22 protein-coding genes and 1 tRNA gene are annotated in these 19,109 nt (G+C 65.6%); 11 read left to right on the forward strand and 12 right to left on the reverse strand.

The features are described 5' to 3' along the window. Positions 1-45 precede the first annotated feature (45 nt). A complete protein-coding gene (locus ACFMPD_RS05250; protein ID WP_380992532.1) occupies positions 46-369 on the reverse strand; it encodes a HesB/IscA family protein in 324 nt (107 codons plus the stop codon). 82 nt (positions 370-451) lie between these two features. On the opposite strand from ACFMPD_RS05250, the gene ACFMPD_RS05255 reads away from it, so the two are divergent. From ACFMPD_RS05255 to ACFMPD_RS05285, 7 genes are all read left to right on the forward strand, one after another. Then, complete coding sequence (locus ACFMPD_RS05255) at positions 452-1,621, forward strand: deoxyguanosinetriphosphate triphosphohydrolase (protein ID WP_380992534.1); 1,170 nt, start codon at positions 452-454, stop codon at positions 1,619-1,621. Between the two features lie 81 nt (positions 1,622-1,702). Further along, on the forward strand, positions 1,703-3,448 hold the full coding sequence (argS, locus tag ACFMPD_RS05260; RefSeq protein WP_380992536.1) for an arginine--tRNA ligase: 1,746 nt from the start codon (positions 1,703-1,705) through the stop codon (positions 3,446-3,448). An 81-nt stretch (positions 3,449-3,529) separates the two neighbouring features. Then, on the forward strand, positions 3,530-4,534 hold the full coding sequence (locus tag ACFMPD_RS05265; RefSeq protein WP_380992538.1) for an SPOR domain-containing protein: 1,005 nt from the start codon (positions 3,530-3,532) through the stop codon (positions 4,532-4,534). Next, a complete protein-coding gene (gene nagZ, locus ACFMPD_RS05270; RefSeq protein WP_380992540.1) occupies positions 4,531-5,535 on the forward strand; it encodes a beta-N-acetylhexosaminidase in 1,005 nt (334 codons plus the stop codon). Before ACFMPD_RS05265 ends, nagZ begins: the two co-directional genes overlap by 4 nt. Then, positions 5,528-6,319: a segregation and condensation protein A gene (locus ACFMPD_RS05275; protein WP_380992542.1), complete on the forward strand. Its 792-nt coding sequence runs from the start codon at positions 5,528-5,530 to the stop codon at positions 6,317-6,319. Before nagZ ends, ACFMPD_RS05275 begins: the two co-directional genes overlap by 8 nt. 56 nt (positions 6,320-6,375) lie before the next feature. Beyond that, positions 6,376-6,987: an SMC-Scp complex subunit ScpB gene (gene scpB / locus ACFMPD_RS05280; RefSeq protein ID WP_380992707.1), complete on the forward strand. Its 612-nt coding sequence runs from the start codon at positions 6,376-6,378 to the stop codon at positions 6,985-6,987. Between the two features lie 37 nt (positions 6,988-7,024). Continuing rightward, positions 7,025-7,267, forward strand: coding sequence for a hypothetical protein (locus ACFMPD_RS05285; RefSeq protein ID WP_380992544.1), 243 nt, complete (start codon positions 7,025-7,027; stop codon positions 7,265-7,267). 34 nt (positions 7,268-7,301) lie between these two features. Here the strand turns inward: ACFMPD_RS05285 and ACFMPD_RS05290 are convergent, their stop codons facing one another. From ACFMPD_RS05290 to ACFMPD_RS05325, 8 genes are all read right to left on the reverse strand, one after another. After that, on the reverse strand, positions 7,302-8,384 hold the full coding sequence (locus tag ACFMPD_RS05290; protein ID WP_380992709.1) for a 2'-deoxycytidine 5'-triphosphate deaminase: 1,083 nt from the start codon (positions 8,382-8,384) through the stop codon (positions 7,302-7,304). A 58-nt stretch (positions 8,385-8,442) separates the two neighbouring features. Beyond that, positions 8,443-8,519: transfer RNA gene (locus ACFMPD_RS05295), tRNA-Pro, on the reverse strand. 60 nt (positions 8,520-8,579) lie between these two features. Beyond that, positions 8,580-9,515 carry a MerR family transcriptional regulator gene (locus tag ACFMPD_RS05300; protein ID WP_380992546.1) on the reverse strand — a complete coding sequence of 312 codons (936 nt, stop codon included), beginning with the start codon at positions 9,513-9,515 and terminating at the stop codon, positions 8,580-8,582. A 15-nt stretch (positions 9,516-9,530) separates the two neighbouring features. Next, positions 9,531-9,836 (reverse strand): integration host factor subunit alpha, encoded by a 306-nt coding sequence (gene ihfA / locus ACFMPD_RS05305; RefSeq protein ID WP_380992548.1) that lies wholly within the window; start codon positions 9,834-9,836, stop codon positions 9,531-9,533. Between the two features lie 112 nt (positions 9,837-9,948). Next, entirely contained in the window at positions 9,949-10,920 is a 972-nt protein-coding gene (locus ACFMPD_RS05310) for a beta-ketoacyl-ACP synthase III (RefSeq protein WP_380992550.1), read from the reverse strand. Beyond that, on the reverse strand, positions 10,917-12,053 hold the full coding sequence (gene plsX / locus ACFMPD_RS05315; RefSeq protein WP_380992552.1) for a phosphate acyltransferase PlsX: 1,137 nt from the start codon (positions 12,051-12,053) through the stop codon (positions 10,917-10,919). The genes ACFMPD_RS05310 and plsX overlap by 4 nt, the downstream gene beginning before the upstream one ends. 21 nt (positions 12,054-12,074) lie before the next feature. Next, positions 12,075-12,281, reverse strand: a complete 207-nt coding sequence (gene rpmF, locus ACFMPD_RS05320; RefSeq protein WP_380992554.1) for a 50S ribosomal protein L32 — start codon at positions 12,279-12,281, stop codon at positions 12,075-12,077. A 227-nt stretch (positions 12,282-12,508) separates the two neighbouring features. Continuing rightward, complete coding sequence (locus ACFMPD_RS05325; protein ID WP_380992556.1) at positions 12,509-13,045, reverse strand: YceD family protein; 537 nt, start codon at positions 13,043-13,045, stop codon at positions 12,509-12,511. Positions 13,046-13,130: 85 nt separating this feature from the next. Between ACFMPD_RS05325 and ACFMPD_RS05330 the strand changes: the two genes are divergently transcribed. The 3 genes from ACFMPD_RS05330 to ACFMPD_RS05340 all read left to right on the forward strand — a co-directional run bounded on the left by ACFMPD_RS05330 (position 13,131) and on the right by ACFMPD_RS05340 (position 16,278). Next, the gene (locus ACFMPD_RS05330; RefSeq protein WP_380992558.1) at positions 13,131-13,601 is read left to right on the forward strand and encodes an outer membrane protein assembly factor BamE; all 471 of its coding nucleotides are present in this window, start codon (positions 13,131-13,133) and stop codon (positions 13,599-13,601) included. A 75-nt stretch (positions 13,602-13,676) separates the two neighbouring features. Beyond that, a complete protein-coding gene (locus tag ACFMPD_RS05335) occupies positions 13,677-14,417 on the forward strand; it encodes a GNAT family N-acetyltransferase (RefSeq protein ID WP_380992560.1) in 741 nt (246 codons plus the stop codon). A gap of 43 nt (positions 14,418-14,460) precedes the next feature. Next, a complete protein-coding gene (locus ACFMPD_RS05340; protein ID WP_380992562.1) occupies positions 14,461-16,278 on the forward strand; it encodes an ABC-F family ATP-binding cassette domain-containing protein in 1,818 nt (605 codons plus the stop codon). Positions 16,279-16,324: 46 nt separating this feature from the next. Here the strand turns inward: ACFMPD_RS05340 and ACFMPD_RS05345 are convergent, their stop codons facing one another. Both ACFMPD_RS05345 and ACFMPD_RS05350 read right to left on the reverse strand, forming a co-directional pair. After that, positions 16,325-16,621 carry a cupin domain-containing protein gene (locus ACFMPD_RS05345; protein ID WP_380992564.1) on the reverse strand — a complete coding sequence of 99 codons (297 nt, stop codon included), beginning with the start codon at positions 16,619-16,621 and terminating at the stop codon, positions 16,325-16,327. Positions 16,622-16,731: 110 nt separating this feature from the next. Continuing rightward, positions 16,732-17,625 carry a GNAT family N-acetyltransferase gene (locus tag ACFMPD_RS05350; RefSeq protein WP_380992566.1) on the reverse strand — a complete coding sequence of 298 codons (894 nt, stop codon included), beginning with the start codon at positions 17,623-17,625 and terminating at the stop codon, positions 16,732-16,734. 46 nt (positions 17,626-17,671) lie between these two features. Here ACFMPD_RS05350 and ACFMPD_RS05355 point away from each other — a divergent pair, with 46 nt between their 5' ends. Then, positions 17,672-17,809: a hypothetical protein gene (locus tag ACFMPD_RS05355; RefSeq protein WP_380992568.1), complete on the forward strand. Its 138-nt coding sequence runs from the start codon at positions 17,672-17,674 to the stop codon at positions 17,807-17,809. Between the two features lie 38 nt (positions 17,810-17,847). Here the strand turns inward: ACFMPD_RS05355 and tyrS are convergent, their stop codons facing one another. Then, positions 17,848-19,101 (reverse strand): tyrosine--tRNA ligase, encoded by a 1,254-nt coding sequence (tyrS, locus tag ACFMPD_RS05360; protein ID WP_380992570.1) that lies wholly within the window; start codon positions 19,099-19,101, stop codon positions 17,848-17,850. Positions 19,102-19,109: the final 8 nt, after the last annotated feature.

The raw sequence follows: 19,109 nt of genomic DNA on the forward strand, positions 1-19,109 counted from the left end.
GCAGTTGAATTCCGCGCGATAAGATTCAGATATAAAGAAGAAAATCTAAAGGGAAAACGATGTCCCGCAGCCGCAAGACGAGGTCGCATTGGGGTTTTCCACCACGAACCGTGCGCCGATCAGTTCTTCGGTAAAATCGATCACGGCATTTTCCAGAAAGGGCAGGGATACGGAATCCACTACGACTTTTTGTCCTTGCCCCTCCAGCACCAGGTCGTCGCCGGTCGGCTGATCCAGCGCGATCTCGTACTGGAACCCGGAACAGCCGCCGCCCTCGACGGCGACGCGCAGGGCCTGTCCCTGGTCGGCGGCGCCGATTTCGGCCAGCCGGGCAAAGGCACGGTCGGTGACTTTCGGGGGCAGTTGCATCGTCAGGCACTCCGGGGCGGTTTCAATATCCTGCGACCTATCATATAGAAACCCCAAGGACTGGCGACAAGGATAACACGCAATGCGCGCGCCCTTTGCCTCGGATCCGGCAGACAGCAGGGGACGGCTGGTGGCGGAAGAGGAAAGCAGTTTCCGGTCGTGTTTTCAGCGCGACCGGGACCGGATCATTCATGCCAGCGCCTTTCGCCGGCTCAAGCACAAGACCCAGGTGTTCATCGAGCACGAGGGCGACTATTACCGCACCCGGCTGACCCATTCGATCGAGGTGGCGCAGGTGGCGCGCACCATCGCCGGTGCGCTGGGGCTGAACGCCGAACTGACCGAGGCAGTGGCGCTGGCGCATGATCTGGGCCATCCGCCATTTGGGCATACCGGCGAGGACGCGCTGCATGCGCTGATGGCGCCCTTTGGCGGGTTCGATCACAACGCCCAGGCGATCCGCATCGTGACCGATCTGGAGCGCCACTATGCCCAGTTCGACGGGCTGAACCTGACCTGGGAGACGCTGGAAGGCATCGCCAAGCACAACGGTCCGGTGCCCCGACCGACCCCCTGGGCCTTGTCCGGGTACAATCTGCATCACGATCTCGAGCTTGAGACCTATGCCAGCGCCGAGGCGCAGGTGGCGGCGATCGCGGACGATGTCGCCTATAACCACCACGATCTGCATGATGGGCTGCGGGCCGAGCTGTTCTCGACCGACGAACTGGCCGAACTGCCGATCCTGCGCCAGAATTTCGCCCGCGTCGATGCGTTGTATCCGGGGCTGAACTATTACCGGCGGCGGCACGAGGCGCTGCGCCGGTTCTTTGGCGTTCTGGTCGAGGACGTGATCGGCGTCGCCCGCAAGAACCTGGCGGTTCTGAAGCCGCAAAGCGTGGCCGACATCCGTCAGGCGGGGCGTCCGATGATCCAGTTCTCGCGCCCGGTCTTTACCGATCTCAAGGAGATCCGCGGGTTTCTGTTCGAACGCATGTACCGGGCGCCCAGCGTGGTGCGGATGCGGGCCGAGGTGACCTGTGTCGTTCAGGAGCTGTTCCCCTATTTCATGGCCCATCCCGAGCAATTGCCGAAACAGTGGCGCAAGGATGTTGACGAGGTCCGGGACGAGACCGGGCTGGCGCGGATCGTTTCGGATTACATCGCCGGCATGACCGACCGCTTTGCGCTGCAGGAACATGCCCGCCTGATCGCGCCGGGAAAATCCGCCAGCCCGCCGGATTTCGTCTGATCGCCGCGTCCAACGGCACTGCCATCAGTTGACCGCCGCCGCGCGCGTGATAAACCGCGCCAAAGCCCGAAGGATGCCGAAATGAACCTGTTTGCCGATATTCGCACGCTTGTGCTGCACAGCCTGGATGAAATGGTGGCCCAGGGCGCGCTGCCCGCAGGGCTGGATTTTGCCAATGTCGCGGTCGAACCGCCGCGCGATGCGGCGCATGGCGACATGGCCACCAACGCCGCGATGGTGCTGGCGAAACCGGCCGGGATGAAGCCGCGCGACATCGCCACCGTGCTGGCCGGGAAACTGGCGGCGGATGCGCGCGTCACCAGTGCCGACGTGGCCGGGCCCGGTTTTCTGAATCTGCGGCTGGCGCCCGCGGTCTGGCAGGGCGTGATCGCCCATGTATTGCAATCGGGCACCGATTTCGGCCGCTCGTCCATGGGGCAGGGGCGGCGCGTCAATGTCGAATATGTCAGCGCCAATCCGACCGGGCCGTTGCATGTGGGTCACACCCGCGGCGCCGTGTTCGGCGACGCGCTGGCCAGTCTGCTGGATTATGCCGGCCACGACGTCACGCGCGAATACTATATCAACGACGGCGGCGCCCAGGTCGATGTGCTGGCCCGCTCGGTCTATCTGCGTTATCTCGAAGCGCTGGGGCGGGAGGTGGCGTTCGAGGACGGCACCTATCCCGGCGACTATCTGATCCCGGTGGGCCAGGCGGTGGCGCGCGACAAGGGCGACGTCTGGGTCGATCAGCCGGAAAGCGTCTGGCTGGAGGAATTGCGCGATATCGCCACCGGCGCGATGATGCAACTGATCCGCGCCGATCTGGCGGCTCTGGGCGTCGAGATGGACGTGTTCTATTCCGAAAAATCTCTGTATGGCACCGGTCAGATCGAGGCGGCGATCGAGGATCTGCGCGGCAAGGGGCTGATCTATCGCGGCACGCTGGAGCCGCCCAAGGGCAAGACGCCCGAGGATTGGGAGCCGCGCGAGCAGACTCTGTTCCGCTCGACGGCGCATGGCGATGACGTGGATCGGCCGATCATGAAATCCGATGGCGGGTGGACCTATTTCGCCCCCGATATCGCTTATCATTATGACAAGGTTTCCAGAGGCTTTGACGCGCTGATTGATGTGTTTGGCGCCGATCACGGCGGCTATGTCAAGCGCATGAAGGCGGCGGTCTCGGCGCTGTCTGACGGGCAGGTGCCGCTGGATATCAAGCTGACCCAGCTGGTGCGGCTGTTCAAGAACGGCGAACCGTTCAAGATGTCCAAACGGGCCGGCAATTTCGTCACCCTGCGCGATGTGGTCGATCAGGTCGGCCCGGATGTCACCCGCTTTGTCATGCTGACCCGCAAGAATGACGCGCCGCTGGATTTCGATTTCGACAAGGTGCTGGAACAATCCCGCGAGAACCCGGTGTTCTATGTGCAATACGCCCATGCCCGGGTGATGAGCCTGCTGCGCCGCGCCGCCGAGGCCCAGATCGCAACGGATATGGCGGCGCTGGCCGGCGCCGACCTAGCGCGGCTGGACCATGCTGCTGAACTGGCCGTGGCGAAAAAACTGGCGGAATGGCCGCGTCTGATCGAAACCGCGGCGCGCAGCAACGAACCGCACCGCGTTGCGTTTTACCTTTATGAACTGGCTGGCGATTTCCACGCCCTGTGGAACCGCGGGAATGACGAGACCGGCCTTCGCTTTGTGCAACAGGACGATGTCGCGGCCAGCCAGGCAAAAATGGCGCTGGCGCGGGCCGTTTCCGTTGTTATTTCCGCAGGTCTTGGTATTCTCGGGGTCACACCGGCGCAGGAGATGCGGTAGCAAAACCGCCCGAACCGCCGGCCCGAGGCAGACAAGAGAACCCAGGGCGCGCGTTGCGCGCAAAAGGGCAGCGAGGCGGACATGGCAGAACCGGATTCCACGCAGGACGACGTGGAGAGACAGGAGATCTATCCCAAAGAAGAGGCGGCTCCGATCGGCACCGCGCTGAACGTATTGGGGGCAATGGCGTCACTGGCGCTGATTGCAGGGATCGGTGTCTGGGGCTATCAACTGGTGATGCGCGATGTCAGCGGCGTGCCGGTGGTGCGCGCCATCGAGGGGCCGATGCGGGTGCAGCCCGTGGACCCGGGCGGGCGCGAGGCCGACCATCAAGGGCTGGCCGTCAACGCGGTGGCCGCCGTGGGGTCGGCCCAGGCTCCGGCGGACCGGCTGATGCTGGCGCCGCGCCCGGTCGATCTGACCGATGAGGACCGGCCCATCGCGAAAGCGGCCCTGGCAACAGGCCCTGGCCCGGTCGACGAGGTCAAATCCGGCTCGGTGCAATCGCTGGTCGATCAACTGGTGTCCGGCATGTTGGCTGGCCCAGAGACAGAGGCCCCGGTGGTGCAGGCCGCCATGCGGATAGAGCAACCCGCGGCACTGGATACGGCCCGGCAACAGCCGGCAGCGGGGGAACAGACCCCGCAAAACGCCCAGGACGACCCCGCGGAACAGGCCGCCCGGGAACAGATTGTGCCGGCGGTTCTGGCCGGCCCCGGTCTGGCCCAGTCGCTGCGCCCGCGCCCGCGCCCGGCACATGCCCGGCGAACTGCCGCTGTCGCCACGCCCGCCGCGGCCAGGGCCACAGCCGAGATCGACCCCGACAGCCTGCCCGTCGGCACCCGGCTGGCGCAGCTTGGCGCCTTTGAAAGCGCCGCTGTGGCGCGGCAGGAATGGGACCGGCTGGCGGGCCGGTTCGGCGATTACATGGAGGATAAGTCGCGGGTGATCCAGCGCGCCAGCAGCGGTGGGCGTGTCTTCTATCGTCTGCGGGCCATGGGCTTTGCCGATCTCAGCGAGGCGCGCCGGTTCTGTTCGGTGCTTGTGGCGGCCCGCGCCGATTGTATTCCGGTCACCACGCGTTGACCTTTGGCGCCACCATCCTGGACGCCGAGGGGCTGCGGCTGAGCCCCGATGAGGCGGCGTTCTTTCGCGACGCCGATCCGTTCGGCTTTATCCTGTTTGCCCGCAACCTGGACACGCCCGACCAGATCCGTGCCCTGTGCGGCGACCTGCGCGCGGCGGTCGGGCGCGACGCGCCGATCACCATCGATCAGGAAGGCGGACGGGTACAGCGCCTGCGCCCGCCGCTGGCCCGGGACTGGCTGCCGCCGCTGGATCATGTCAGCCGCGCCGGGGACCACGCGCCGCGCGCCATGTATCTGCGCTATCGCCTGATCGCCGACGAGCTGCGGCAGTTGGGCATCGACAGCAACTGCGCGCCGATGGCCGATCTGGCCGGGCCGCAGACCCATCCGTTTCTGAAGAACCGCTGCTATGGCGATCACCCTGAACAGGTGTCCGAACTAGCGCGTGCGGTCGCACAGGGATTGCTGGATGGCGGCGTCTTGCCGGTGTTGAAACATATTCCGGGCCATGGTCGCGCCACGGCGGACAGTCATTTCGACCTGCCGCATGTGGCTGTCGATGCCGAGACGCTGGACGCCACCGATTTCGCCCCTTTCCGCGCGTTGAACGATCTGCCGATGGGGATGACGGCGCATCTGGTCTATGACGCGATCGACCCGCGCCCCGCGACGATCTCGCCGCCGATGATGGCGCTGATCCGCCAGCGGATCGGTTTTGACGGGCTGATCATGACCGATGACATCTCGATGAAGGCGCTGAGCGGCACGTTGGGCGCGCTCAGCCGCGCCGCCATTGATGCCGGGTGCGACGTGGTCCTGCATTGCAACGGCAGCCTGTCCGAGCGCAGGCAGGTCGCCGAGGCGGCCGGGCACATGTCCCCGTCGGCGCACCGGCGCGCCGAGGCGGCGCTGGCGGCGCGGCAGGCGCCGGACGATCTTGACATTCGCGCCTGCGAGGCAGACCTTCACCGCCTCATGGGCGGATCGGTGTATGGCTGAAAACCAGTTTCAAGAGGACAGGATGTCGGTGGCCGAACGGATGGCCGCCGAGGCGCTGATCGTCGATGTCGACGGGTTCGAGGGGCCGCTGGACGTTCTGCTGACCCTGTCGCGCACGCAAAAGGTCGATTTGCGCAAGATCTCGGTTCTGCAACTGGCGCAGCAATATCTGGGCTTTGTCGAAAAGGCCAAGGAACTGCGCCTGGAACTGGCCGCCGACTATCTGGTGATGGCGGCCTGGCTGGCGTTTCTGAAATCGCGGCTGCTGTTGCCGCCGGACCCGACCGAAGAGGGTCCCAGCGGCGAGGAACTGGCGGCGCATCTGGCGTTCCAGCTGGAACGGCTGCAGGCGATGCGGGACGCGGCGGCGCGGCTGATGGGGCGCGACCGGCTGGGGCGGGACTTTTTCGCCCGTGGTCAGGCCCAGGATGTCACCCGGGTCAAATCGGTGACCTACACGGCGACCTTGCTGGACCTGATGCAGGGCTACGCGCGCATCCGCACCCGTGACGAATTCCGCCCCTTTGTGATGGATCGGGATTCGGTCTTTACCATGGAGCAGGCGCTGGAGCGGATGCGACCGTTGATCGGCTTTGCCGGCACCTGGACCGACCTGACCACCTATATGCCCGAGGGCTGGGACGGCGATCCGGTGCGTCTGCGTTCGGCCACGGCGGCGACCTTTGCCGCCTCGCTGGAACTGGTCAAGGAGGGGCACATGGAGATCCGCCAATCGGAGACTTTCGCGCCCATTCAACTGCGCAGGAAGAGTGAAAGATCGTGACGCAAGACACAGAAGAGACACGGGAAAATACCGACAGCCTGTTTCAGGCGCCGCCCATGGCCGAGCAGGAACGCATGGTCGAGGCGGTGCTGTTTGCCAGCGCCGCGCCGGTGACCGTGCGCGATCTGGAAAGCCGCATGCCGCATGGGTGTGACGCCGCCGAGGCGCTGGTGCATCTGCGCAAACGCTATGAGGGGCGCGGCGTGCAGGTGGTCAAGGTCAACGATGCCTGGGCGATCCGTACTGCGGCGGATCTCGGGTTCCTGATGCAGAAAGAGACCGTCGAGACGCGCAAGCTGAGCCGCGCGGCCGTCGAAACGCTGGCGATCATCGCCTATCACCAGCCGGTGACGCGGGCCGAGATCGAGGAAATCCGCGGTGTGTCGGTCAGCCGCGGCACGGTGGACCAGTTGCTGGAAATGGAATGGATTCGGTTGGGGCGGCGCAAGATGACTCCGGGCCGGCCCGTGACCTTTGTCGTGACCTCGGAATTCCTGGATCATTTCGGGTTGGAAACCGCCCGCGATCTGCCTGGGCTGAAGGAACTGCGCGCGGCCGGTCTGTTGGAAAACCGCCCGCCCCCCGGGGCGGTGCAACTGACCCGGCGCGACGAGGATGACGAGGAGTCGGAGGCCGCGATTGGCCAGCCGGAGCTGTTCGAAGACTGATGGCTTGCGGCCCGACCGGACGCGGAGGAATAGTGCGATGAACCTGAACCAGATCGTCAAGATGGCGCTGCGCATGCTGATGCGCAGAGCCGTCGGCAGGGGCGTGAATGCCGGCCTGAACGCGATGTCCAACCGGTCGTCCAGGGCCGATCCGTCCGCCCCCGATCCCGGCAGCGCCAAGACCGGCGGGGGCGGCGGTGCCAAAAAACTGAACCGCCAGCAACGACAGGCGCGCCGGGCGGCCCGTCAGGCGGCCAGATTGGCCCGGCGAAATTCATGACGTCGGAAACCCGCCTGCATACGGCGGGTGAGGTTCAATCCGCCGGTGCGCGAAAGTGCTTGGACAGTTTCAGCCCCTGGCCCTGATAGTTCGAAGCGATATCCGCGCCGTAAAGCTGGGTCGGCACTGCGGCCATGCGCTCATAGACCAGCCGGCCGACGACCTGTCCGTGCTCCAGCACGAACGGTGCCTCGTGACAGCGCACTTCCAGAACCCCGCGCGAGCCGGCCCCACCGGCAGCTGCGTGCCCGAAACCCGGGTCAAAGAACCCGGCATAATGTACCCGGAACTCGCCCACCATCGCCAGATAGGGGGCCATCTCGGCGGCGCAATGGGGCGGGATGGCGATGGCCTCGCGGCTGACCAGAATGTAAAAGGCGCCGGGGTCCAGAATGATCCAGCCCTTGTCGGTATGCACCTGTTCCCAGAAATCCGCCGGGTCGTAATGGTTCAGCCTGCTCAGATCGATGACGCCGGTATGCGGCTTGGCGCGATAGCCGACCAGATGCCCGGCGCGGGGTTTCAGGTCGACCGAAAAGCCCAGCCCGTCAGAGATCACCGGCTCGCCCGACACGATGGGGGTTTCGCGGTGAATGGCGCGCAAGGCAACGTCGTCGATCACCGTCTTGCCGGTGCGAAAAATGATCTGGTTCAGCATCTGCCCGGTCTGTGCGATCACCGAAAAGCTCTGCGGGCAGATCTCGACATAAAGCTGACCGGCATAGCCCGCGGGCACCCGGTCGAACTCGACCCCGTAATCGGTGATGATCCGGGTCAAGAGATCAAGCCGCCCGATAGAGGATTTCGCGCTGGCAGCGCCGGACATGCCCGGGGGCAGGGCCAGGCTTTCCTGCAGCGGCACCACATAGACGCAGCCCTTTTCCAGCACCGCGCCGCCGGTCAGGTCGATCTGGTGCATCTGGAATTCCGCCAGCCGCTGGGCCACGGTGCGGTCGCGTCCGGCCAGGAACGAGGCGCGCACGCGGTAGGCAACGTGGCCCAGCCGCAGATCCAGACTGGCCGGCTGAACCTGTCCCGGCGTGATTGCGGCTGCGGCGGAGATGGCGCCGTCGCGGATCATTGCGCTGATATGCTGGTTCGGACTGACGCCCGTCATTGCCATGCCCCTGCCTCCGTTGGTCGGAGGCGGGCAGGCGGGCATCGTCGGTGTGATTTGGTCGGGCTAGCAGGACTCGAACCTGCGACCTTCCGTCCCCCAGACGGACGCGCTACCAGGCTGCGCCATAGCCCGACGATGCGGTGTTCATACCGGTTTTCCGACCGGGGGCAAGGGGAAATCACTGGAAACGCCCTAAGTCGCGCCGGGTCCGGCTTTTGTGGCCAGCCAGTTCCGCAAATCCTGCACCAGGGGTGCCAGCTGTTCGGACTGTTCGGTGGTGACACGGTCCAGCATCGCCAGTTGCGCCAACACGCCGGGGCTGTAGGGCAGACGGGCTTCGCTGGGCGGATCCGGGGCATCGACAACCCGGGCGCGCGGCGGTTCCGGTTCGGTTTCTGACTGTCCGGACGCAGATGGTTGCGGTGCGGCCGGCGCGGTCTGGGCCGGTTCGGCCTGCACCGGTTCCAAGCCGGATGGCGGCACGGTTTCCGGCGCAGCTGCGGGCGTTGGCGCAGCCGTTTCCGATTGCTGCGCAGCCTGCCGTGATGCGGCGTCGGACGCGCTCTGGGGCGCGGGTCGGTGCATGAATGCGGGGGCGCCAGCTGAAGCTGTCGACCCTGACTGCGAGGCCTGTGGTGCAGACGGGGCGGCGGCGTCATCAGGCGGGCGCGGGGCTGGGTTGCCGTCGCCGGTGGTTGGCGCGGGCACCGCTGCTGCGGAAAAAAGATCTCCGCCCGGACTGTCGTCTTCTTCGCCGAAATCATCGTCCAGATCGGCAAAGGCCACGGGCTTGGCCGCAGTCGGCACCGCGCGCAGGGCGGGGCCGGTGGTTGCGGCGGTGTCGTCGATTTCCTCAAGCGACTGCGACATCTCGGCCACGTGGCCGACGCCTTGTTCCTTGAGAATTTTCTGAGCCCCCTTGATGGTCAGCCCATCCTCATGCAGCAGCTTCTTGATGCCGCCCAGCAATCGCATGTCGTTCGGTCGGTAATAGCGCCGCCCGCCAGCACGCTTGACGGGTTTGATCTGGCTGAACTTGCTTTCCCAGAAGCGCAACACATGTGCCTGCACCCCCAACCAGTCGGCGACCTCGCTGATCGTGCGAAAGGCGTCGGGTGACTTGCTCATGCATTCTGCTCCGGGTCAGCGTTTCTTGTTTCCGGCGGCGACGCGATCCTTCATCAGGTGCGATGGCCGAAACGTCAGTACCCGCCGTGGCTGGATCGGCACTTCTTCGCCGGTTTTGGGGTTGCGCCCGATCCGGGCCGATTTGTCCCGCACGCTGAACGTGCCAAAGGAAGAGATTTTGACCTGCTCGCCCCGAACCAGCGCATCCGACATGTGTTCGAGCATGCTTTCGACCAGTTGCGCGCTTTCGTTGCGGGACAGACCGACTTCGCGGAACACCGCTTCGCTCAGGTCCATCCGTGTCAGTGTTTTTTCGCCCATCTTCTCCCCCTGATTTGCGCACGAGCATAGGGCGGAGGCAATTTCGCTGTCAATATCAATGATTTGCAAGAGGCGTGGTTAACCGCGGTTATCGTACGCCCAAAAGCGCGCTTTACCAGCGCAGGACCACCGCCCCCCAGGCCAGCCCGCCGCCGATCGCCTCGGTCACGATGAGGTCGCCGGGTTTGATCTGGCCGCGTTCCTTGGCCACGGACAGGGCCAGCGGTATTGAGGCCGCCGAGGTGTTGCCGTGGTCCTGAACCGTGACGACGACGCGCTCCATCTCCAGCCCCATCTTGCGGGCGGTGCCCTGGATGATGCGGATATTGGCCTGGTGCGGCACGATCCAGTCGACATCCTCCGAACTCAGCCCGGCCTTGGTCAGCGCGGTTTCCGCGGTGGCCGCCAGCTTTTCGACCGCGTGCCGGAACACCTGGTTGCCCTGCATGCGCAGGTGACCGGTGGTCTGCATCGAGACGCCGCCATCGACGTAAAGCAGGTCCTTGTGCCGGCCGTCCGAATTCAGGTCGGTGGACAGGATGCCGCGATCGTCGGAATTTCCGGCGCATTCCTGCGCCTCAAGCACCAGCGCGCCGGCGCCGTCGCCGAACAGGACACAGGTGCCGCGGTCGGTCCAGTCCATGATCTGGCTGAAGGTTTCCGCGCCGATCACCAGCACCCGCTTGGCCTGACCCGACAGGATCAACGCATTGGCGGTGCTCAGCGCATAGACGAACCCGGCGCAGACCGCTTGCAGGTCAAAGGCGAACCCCTGTTCCATGCCCAGCGCGGACTGCACCATGGTGGCGGCCGAGGGAAAGGTCAGATCGGCGGTCGATGTGGCCAGGATGATGGCGTCGATATCGTCGGGCTGCAGATTGGCATCGGCCAGGGCGGCACGGGCCGCGTGGGTGCCCAGATCAGACGTGGTTTCGCCTTCGGCCGCGAAATGTCGCTGCTGGATGCCGGACCGGGACTGAATCCACTCGTCGGTCGTTTCCAGAGTTGTCTCGAAATACGAGTTCGGCACGACCCGCTCGGGCAGATAATGGCCGACTCCGAGAACAACTGCGCGCACTGTCATGCCTGACCTTCTTCTTGTTGTTGTTTTGCCTGTTGCGGCGCCTCGCCGGGGGCCGGTTCGGCGGCATCTTGGGCAAGCTCGCCGGTGGATGCAACCCGCGCCGCCAGTTTTTCCGAGAAACCGCCTTCTGCCAGACGAAAGGCCAGCTTGACCGCCGCCGAGACGCCGGTGGCATCCGCGCTGCCATGCGATTTGACCACGGTGCCGTTCAGACCCAGGAACACGCCGCCATTGACGCGGCGCGGGTCGATCCGCTTTTTCAGCCGGGCCAGCGAGGTGATCGCCAGAACCGACGCGATTCGAGACAGGATCGAGTATTTGAAAGCCTGGCGCAGCAGGTCGGCGATCAACCGCGCGGTGCCCTCGCCGGTCTTGATCGCGACATTGCCTGTAAAGCCGTCGGTGACGATGACGTCGGCGGCATCGCCGGGAATGTCGCTGCCCTCGACAAAGCCGACAAAATCGAAATCCGCCGGGCCGGCGAAATCCGCGATCAGCCCATGCGCCTCTTTCAGTTCGGTGCGGCCCTTGTGTTCCTCGGTGCCGACATTCAAGAGCCCGATCCGAGGATGTTCCAGCCCCAGCCCGTTGCGGGCATAAGACGCCCCCATCAGTGCATATTGCAGCAGGTCGCGGGCATCGGCGCGGATATCGGCGCCGACATCCAGCATCACGTTGAACCCCTGGGAATTGCTCGAGGGAAACAGGATCGCAATGGCCGGACGATTCACGCCGGGCAGCTTGCGCAGGCGGATCACGCTGAGCGCCATCAGCGCACCGGTATTGCCGCAGGACACCGCGCCCGCGGCCTCGCCGCTGCGCACGGATTCCAGGGCCGACCACATCGAGGTGCCCTTGCCGTTGCGCATCACCTGGCTGGGCTTGTCCTCCATCGTCACGACATCGCTCACGTCGCGGAACGTGACGCGGCCCGCCAGCACGTCGCGGCGGGCGACCAGGGGTTTCAGAATGTCCTGGGGACCGTGCAGAACGAACCCGATATCCGGATTCTTTTCCGCAGACATGGCAATGCCGGCGACAACGGCCGAGGGACCGTCATCGCCGCCCATGGCGTCAACCGAAATAAGGATGCGTCCGGCGTTTGCGGGGTTCTGATCGGGCTGGGCCGTCATGCAAATGCCTGTCTGGTCGGCCTACGCCGCGTCTTCGTCCAGATCGATCTCGTCAGCCAGTGCGACGACTTCCTTGTCGTCATAATGGCCGCAGGACGCGCAAACGTGGTGCGGGCGCTTCAGCTCGCCGCAATTCGGGCATTCGTTCGGGTTTGCAGCAACCAGTGCATCGTGCGCACGACGGTTGTTGCGGCGCGATTTGGATACTTTGTTCTGTTGGACAGCCATGTCTCAACCTTTGTCTGATATGGGCCGGCGGGCGTTCCCGAAGGCCATGTTGCATTGTTCGTTTCGCGTATCGTTCTGACCGGCGTGACGTGCGTTTAGGCCGAGGCCCGTCCGATGTCCAACCATAATTCCGATGAGCGCGCGAAAATACTGTGATTCAGCGTCGGTGCAAGCGGTTTTTCTGCGCTGCAGCCCGAACCCGAGCGGTGGCGGTCGGCATGCGGGACTCATTCGTCCTTTTTCAGCGCGTCGCGCAGTCCGGCCAGCCCGGCAAAGGGGCGGGCGTCCTCGTCGCTCAGGGGTTCCGTGCCCGGTTCGGCAAAGGTCGCGGTTTGCAGCTGTGCTGCCTCGTCGCGGGGGTAGAGCGGCAGCGCCAACGCCAGCGCCTCGGCCATCACCGCGCCGATGTCGATCACGCTGCCCAGGGGCTCGACCGTGTCGTCTTCGGGCATCTCGACCTCTTCCGCCTCGATTTCGGGCAACCCGGCAACGAACAGACGGCGCACATCTGTATCGATTCGCGTGGTGACCGGGGACAGGCTGACAACACAGGGCTGCACCACCGTCGCGCCCAGCTTGCCGGTCAGTTGCCAGTCGGCGCTGCCGACCGCGGCGATCTGGCCAGCAAACCGCAGCTTGCGCAGCCCGATCAGCCCCAATTCGGCGGCCAGGGCCGCACAGGTGGCGGAATCGGGCCGCAACTCAAAGACGGTGGGCGCGTTCTGGGGCAGATCCGCGACCCTGAGGACGGTCGTGTCGGGCATTGCTGGGCTTTCGTTTCTTGAACCATCTGGCCGGTTTCTGTAACTCGGGATAGAAGGCACCGCGTGCCAAGGCAAGGGGACGGCCATGTCGGCGAACCTATCACGGCTGAATCGGATGATCCGCACCGCTCTGGTGGCGGGCGCGCTGGTCGCTGTCGCCGGCTGTTCGGCAATCTATCGCGACCACGGGTATGTCCCCACCGAGGAGGAACTGGCCGAGGTCACGGTCGGAGTCGACACGCGCGACAGCGTGACCGAAGCCATCGGTTCGCCGGCGGCGTCGGGAGTTCTGAGCGAGGGCGGCTATTATTACGTCAGCACCCGAATGCGGCACTATGGCGCAACAGAACCGCGCATCGTCGAACGGCAACTGGTGGCGATCAGCTTTACGCGGTCCGGTACCGTGGAAAACATCGAACGCTACAGCCTGCAGGACGGGCGGGCCATTGCTCTGAACCGGCGAGTCACCGATTCCAGCGTTCAGAACAAGACGTTTCTGCGGCAATTGCTGGGGAATCTGGGCAACTTCAGCCCCTCCACCGTCGCGCCGCAATAGGGGCCGCAACATCACGGAATTGAACGCATGACGGTGCCGGCCTGACGGTCGCGCCGACAGCCAGCGGAGCCGGAAATGCCGAATGAGGGGCCTGTTCTGACTAGAGGGCGATACCGCATCGCTCCGGCGCGCGGCGCGGCTGACATCCAGGCGGCTCAGGCGCTGCGCACCGCCAGCTTTGCCACCCCCGCACCGGATCGCGACGATTTCGACGACACGAGCCTGCACATGCTGGTGACCCATCTCGGGTCCGGGACACCGGTCTGCTGTTTCCGCCTTCTGCCGGGTCATGGCGGTACCGGACCCAGGCAAAGCTATGCGGCCCAGTTCTATGATCTGGACGTCCTGTTCGCCGGTCAGCGGCGAATCGCCGAACTTGGACGTTTCTGCCTGCGTCCCGGCTGGCATGATCCGGACATTTTGCGCATCGCATGGGCCGCGCTGACGCGAATCGTCGACTCCCGGCGCATCGACATGCTGATCGGCTGCACCTCATTTGCCGGCCTGTCGCCGCATCCCTACCGCGCGGCCTTTGATCTGCTGGCGGCGCGGCATCTGGCCCCGGACTGCTGGGCGCCGCGCCTTCGCGCCCCCGAGGTGATCCGGTTCGCCCGTCAGGCCGCCCCCGCCCCTGACCGGATGCGGGCAATGCAGCAGATGCCGCCCCTGCTGCGCAGCTATCTGACGATGGGCGGGCGGGTCGGCGATCACGCGGTGGTCGACCGGCAGATGGGCACGCTGCACGTGTTCACCGGGATGGAAATCAGCGCCATTCCTGCAGCGCGCCAGCGGCTTTTGCGGACGATCGCGGGCTAGGTTTCGCCGTTGACGGTCTTGCCTGCGCGGTTTAGCTGGCAGCATGGCGCGTATCCCCCTTTTGCAATTGTCCGACATTTCTCTGACCTTTGGCGGCGAACCGGTGTTTGCCGGTCTTGACCTGGTGGTGCAGCCCGGCGACCGGCTGGCGCTGGTGGGCCGCAACGGGTCGGGCAAATCGACCCTGATGAAGATGATGGCCGGGCTGGTCGAGGCCGACAGCGGCACCGTGGTCGTGCCGCCGGGCAATGCCGTGGGCTATATGGAGCAGCACCCGGACATGACCGGCTTTGCCACGCTGGGCGACTATGCCGCCAGCGGGCTGGAACCGGGCGAGATGTACCGGGTCGAGCGCGCTGCGGAAGGGTTGAAATTCGATCCGGCCCGTGCCGTGCAGACCGCGTCGGGCGGCGAACGGCGGCGCGCGGCGCTGGCCAAGCTGATGGGCGAGGCGCCCGACCTGATGCTGCTGGACGAGCCGACCAACCATCTGGACATCGAGGCGATCGGCTGGCTCGAGGACGAGTTGTCGACCACCCGCGCGGCCTTTGTGCTGATCAGCCACGACCGGGCGTTTCTGCGCCGTCTGTCGCGCGCCACCCTGTGGATCGACCGGGGCATGGTGCGGCGTCAGGAAAAGGGGTTTGACGCGTTCGAGGCCTGGCGCGACGCGGTCTGGCAGGAAGAGGACACGCAACGCCACAAGCTGAACCGGCTGATCAAGTCCGAAGCCCGCTGGGCGGTCGAAGGGATCAGTGCCCGGCGCAAGCGCAATCAGGGCCGCGTGCGCGCGCTGCAGGCGCTGCGGGCCGAGCGCGCCGGCCAGATCCGCCGCCAGGGCAGCGCCGACATGGCGCTGGCATCGGGGCCGAAATCGGGGCGCAAGGTTATCGAGGCCAAGGCGATCGCCAAGCGTTTTGGCGACACCGAAATCCTGCGCGATTTTTCCCTGACCGTGCAGCGCGGCGACCGGGTGGCCTTTGTCGGGCCGAACGGCGCCGGCAAGACGACTTTGCTGAACCTGCTGCTGGGCCAGCTTGCGCCGGACAGCGGCAGCGTCAAGCTGGGCACCAATCTTCAGGTGGCGGTGTTCGACCAGAGCCGCGCGCAGCTGGACCCGGATGCCAGCCTGTGGGACAGCCTGACGGGTGATGCCGACATGCGCGTGTCGGGCAAGGCCGATCAGGTGATGGTGCGCGGCGCGCCCCGCCACGTGGTCGGCTATCTCAAGGATTTCCTGTTTGACGAACGTCAGGCCCGGGCGCCGGTGCGCAGCCTGTCGGGCGGCGAAAAAGCGCGGCTGCTGCTGGCCCGCCTGATGGCGCGGCAGAGCAATCTGCTGGTTCTGGACGAACCGACCAACGATCTGGATGTGGAAACCCTAGACCTGTTGCAGGAGCTGCTGGACGATTACGACGGCACGGTTCTGCTGGTCAGTCACGACCGCGACTTCCTCGACCGGGTGGCGACCACGACCGTGGCGCTGCAGGGGCAGGGTCGCGCCGTGGTCTATGCCGGCGGCTGGAGCGACTATGTGGAACAGCGCGGCGCCACCGCCCCCAGTCCGGCTGCGGATACCGAGCGGGCAAAACCGGCCAAAGAGAAAGCAAAACGCCCGGCCACGCCAAAGCCTGGCCTGTCCTTTACCGAAAAGCATCGGCTCGAGGCGCTGCCGGGCGAGATCGAACGGCTGGAAGCCGAGATCGCCAAGCTGGAAACCCTGCTGGCCGACCCCCAGCTCTATACCCGCGAACCGGTGAAATTCGCCAAGGCGACCGAGGCGCTGGTGGCGCGTCAGACCCGGCTGAGTGCCGCTGAAGAGGAATGGCTGATGCTGGAAGACAAGGCGGCCGCCGGCTGAGTCTGAACCGGGATTCGACTTGGGGCCGCCGCTCTGCGCGGCCGTGTCAGGGTTTCAGTTCGACCTCGACAAAGGCCATGGGCGCGGCGCCGGCATTGATCACGTTGTGTTCAACACCCCGGTCGCGGCGATAGGCCTCGCCGGCGGCAATGCGGGTTTCCTGCGCCGAGCCATCCGGGTTTTCCAGCCGCATGTGGCACGCGGTCAGCGCGGTGATCACATAGTCCAGTTCGTGCCGGTGCCAGCCGGTTTCCGTGCCGGGGGCAAAGTCGAACCGGGTGACGCGCACCCGGTCGTCGTCGATCAGTTGCGTGGCTGTGGCCTGTTCTCGGCAGGTCGGCATGGGGCGTCTCCCTTTGGCCGGGCGGACCGGCTGGAGCCTTGTCAGGCACTATCAATACCGCGCCCGAACTGCGCTGTCGATACCGCCACCCGCGAGCGGGCGGGCGAGTCTCACATGCGGCCCCGATCCAGGGCCGCCAGCGGCGCCAGCACGCGGCCCAGCGGCGGCCACCAGCCCCAGGTGCCGCCCAGCCGTCGCAGATGCGCGCCGGTGCCCAGCTTGAACCGCGCCAGCCCGGTTGCGTGCCGCGTGTCGATCAGACCCAGTTCCAGCCGCGTGTGCCCGCGCGCCGCCAGCCAGCATGAAGCGTGCCACATCAGCAGGTTATGTGCCGACATCCGCCGGCCTGCCGCGTCGGTATGGCCGATGTGATAGGTGGCGCCGGCGCCGTGGCGCAGGATCAGCATCGCCGCCACCGGGGTCTTGCCGTCAAAGGCGGTGAACAGTTTCGCCATGCCGGGGTTTTCCGCGGCATAGGCCGCGGTCAGTGCGGCCGGCCAGCCGCGGTATCCGCGGCGGCGCTGTTGCAGCGCATCCGCCACCAGCAGCCAGTGGCCGGGATCGGCGGGCATGTTCTGACGGGTGACGCGCAGCGGGCCGGTCTCGGCGTGTTTCAGCCGGTTGCGCCATTTCTGGTGCAACGCCGCGCGGCGGCGGTCGCGGTCCGGGGTCAGGTCCAGCTCGGCGACGCTGGCCGGGGTCATCAGCGCCAGCGCGCCCTGTTGCGCCAGGTCGGGGCAGGGGGTGTCCGGCGACAGGATAACGGCGCTGCGGCCCAGCCCGGCCTGGCGCAGGCGCGCCAGGCAATCGGCCGGATCGTCCATGCGCGCCCGCGACAGCATCGCCAGCCGCAAGCCACCGCGGAACCGGCGGCGCAAGACCAGCAGGGGCTCGTCGCCGTCCAGAATCAGCGGCGCCCGTCCGCAGGCTCTGAGGGCGGCGGCGAAACCGGGGTATTGTTGCAGGGCGGGCGGCGCGGGATCATGCGGTGTCAGGTCGAACATCGCATCTGTTTACCCGCCATTAACCTAATTTGAGGTTAATGGGCGCATGGCTAGGAACTCCTCCATTCGCGCCAAGGCCGCCGCCGCGCCGCGTCCCACGCGGGCCGCGGCGGTGGTTCTGGCGACGGTCCTTTCGGTGCCGGTGTTCCTGCTGCTCAGCCTGATCGACTGGCTGCTGCTGTAGCCCGGTCGGCGCGATTGCCGCGCCGACGCCAACGGTGTTCAGCCGGCCAACTGAACCAGCGCATGGCGTTTCTTGCCGGCGCTCAGCTTGATCGGGCTGGCCAGCGCGGCCGCATCCAGCATCAGCCCGGCATCGGTCAGCGGCGCGTCATCCAGGCGCGCGCCGTTTTCGGCGATCAGGCGCTTGGCTTCCTTGCCGGATTTGACCAGCCCGGACTTGACCAGAACCTGCACGATCGAGATGCCGCCCTCGACCTCGGCGGGCGACAGATCCAGCGTCGGCAGATCGTCCCCGATGCCGCCTTTTTCGAACACTTCGCGCGCCGTGGCCTCGGCAGCAGCTGCGGCCTCGGCCCCGTGGCACAGGGTCGTCACCTCGTTGGCCAGACGGATCTTGGCGGCGTTGATCTCGGCGCCCTGCAGCGCCCCCAGCCGATCGCATTCATCGACCGGCAGTTCGGTATAGAGTTTCAGGAACCGGCCGACATCGGCATCGGTGGTGTTGCGCCAGAACTGCCAGAATTCATAGGGCGCCAGCATGTCGGCATTCAGCCAGACCGCGCCGCCCGCCGATTTGCCCATCTTGCGCCCGTCGCTGGTGGTCAAAAGCGGCGAGGTCAGGCCGAACACCTCGGTCTCGAGTACCCGGCGGGTCAGATCGACGCCGTTGACGATATTGCCCCACTGGTCCGATCCGCCCATCTGCAGCCGGCAGCCATAGCGGCGGTTCAGTTCGAGAAAGTCATAGGCCTGCAGGATCATGTAGTTGAATTCGAGAAAGGACAGCGATTGCTCGCGGTCCAGCCGGGATTTCACGCTTTCAAAGGACAGCATGCGGTTGACGCTGAAATGCCGCCCGATATCGCGCAGGAAATCAAGATAGTTCAGGTTGTCCAGCCATTCGGCATTGTTCAGCATCAGGGCGTCGCTGGCGCCGTCGCCATAGGACAGGTATTTGGCAAAGACCTGTTTCATGCCGCCGATATTGCTGTCGATCTGTTCCGGGGTCAGCAGCGGGCGTTCGTCCGAGCGAAAGCTGGGATCGCCCACCTTGGTGGTGCCCCCACCCATCAGGGTAATCGGCTTGTGCCCGGTCTTTTGCAGCCAGCGCAGCATCATGATGTTCAACAGATGCCCCACATGCAGCGATTTGGCGGTGGCGTCATAGCCGATATAGGTCGGCACAATCCCTTCGACCAACGCGTCGTCCAGCCCCTGGTAATCGGTGCAATCGGCCAGAAAGCCGCGTTCCATCATGATGGCGACGAAATCCGATTTCGGGTGGTAGGTCATGGCTTGCC

The sequence above is a fragment of the Sedimentitalea sediminis genome, assembly GCF_042687825.1.
Classification (GTDB): Bacteria; Pseudomonadota; Alphaproteobacteria; order Rhodobacterales; family Rhodobacteraceae; genus Sedimentitalea.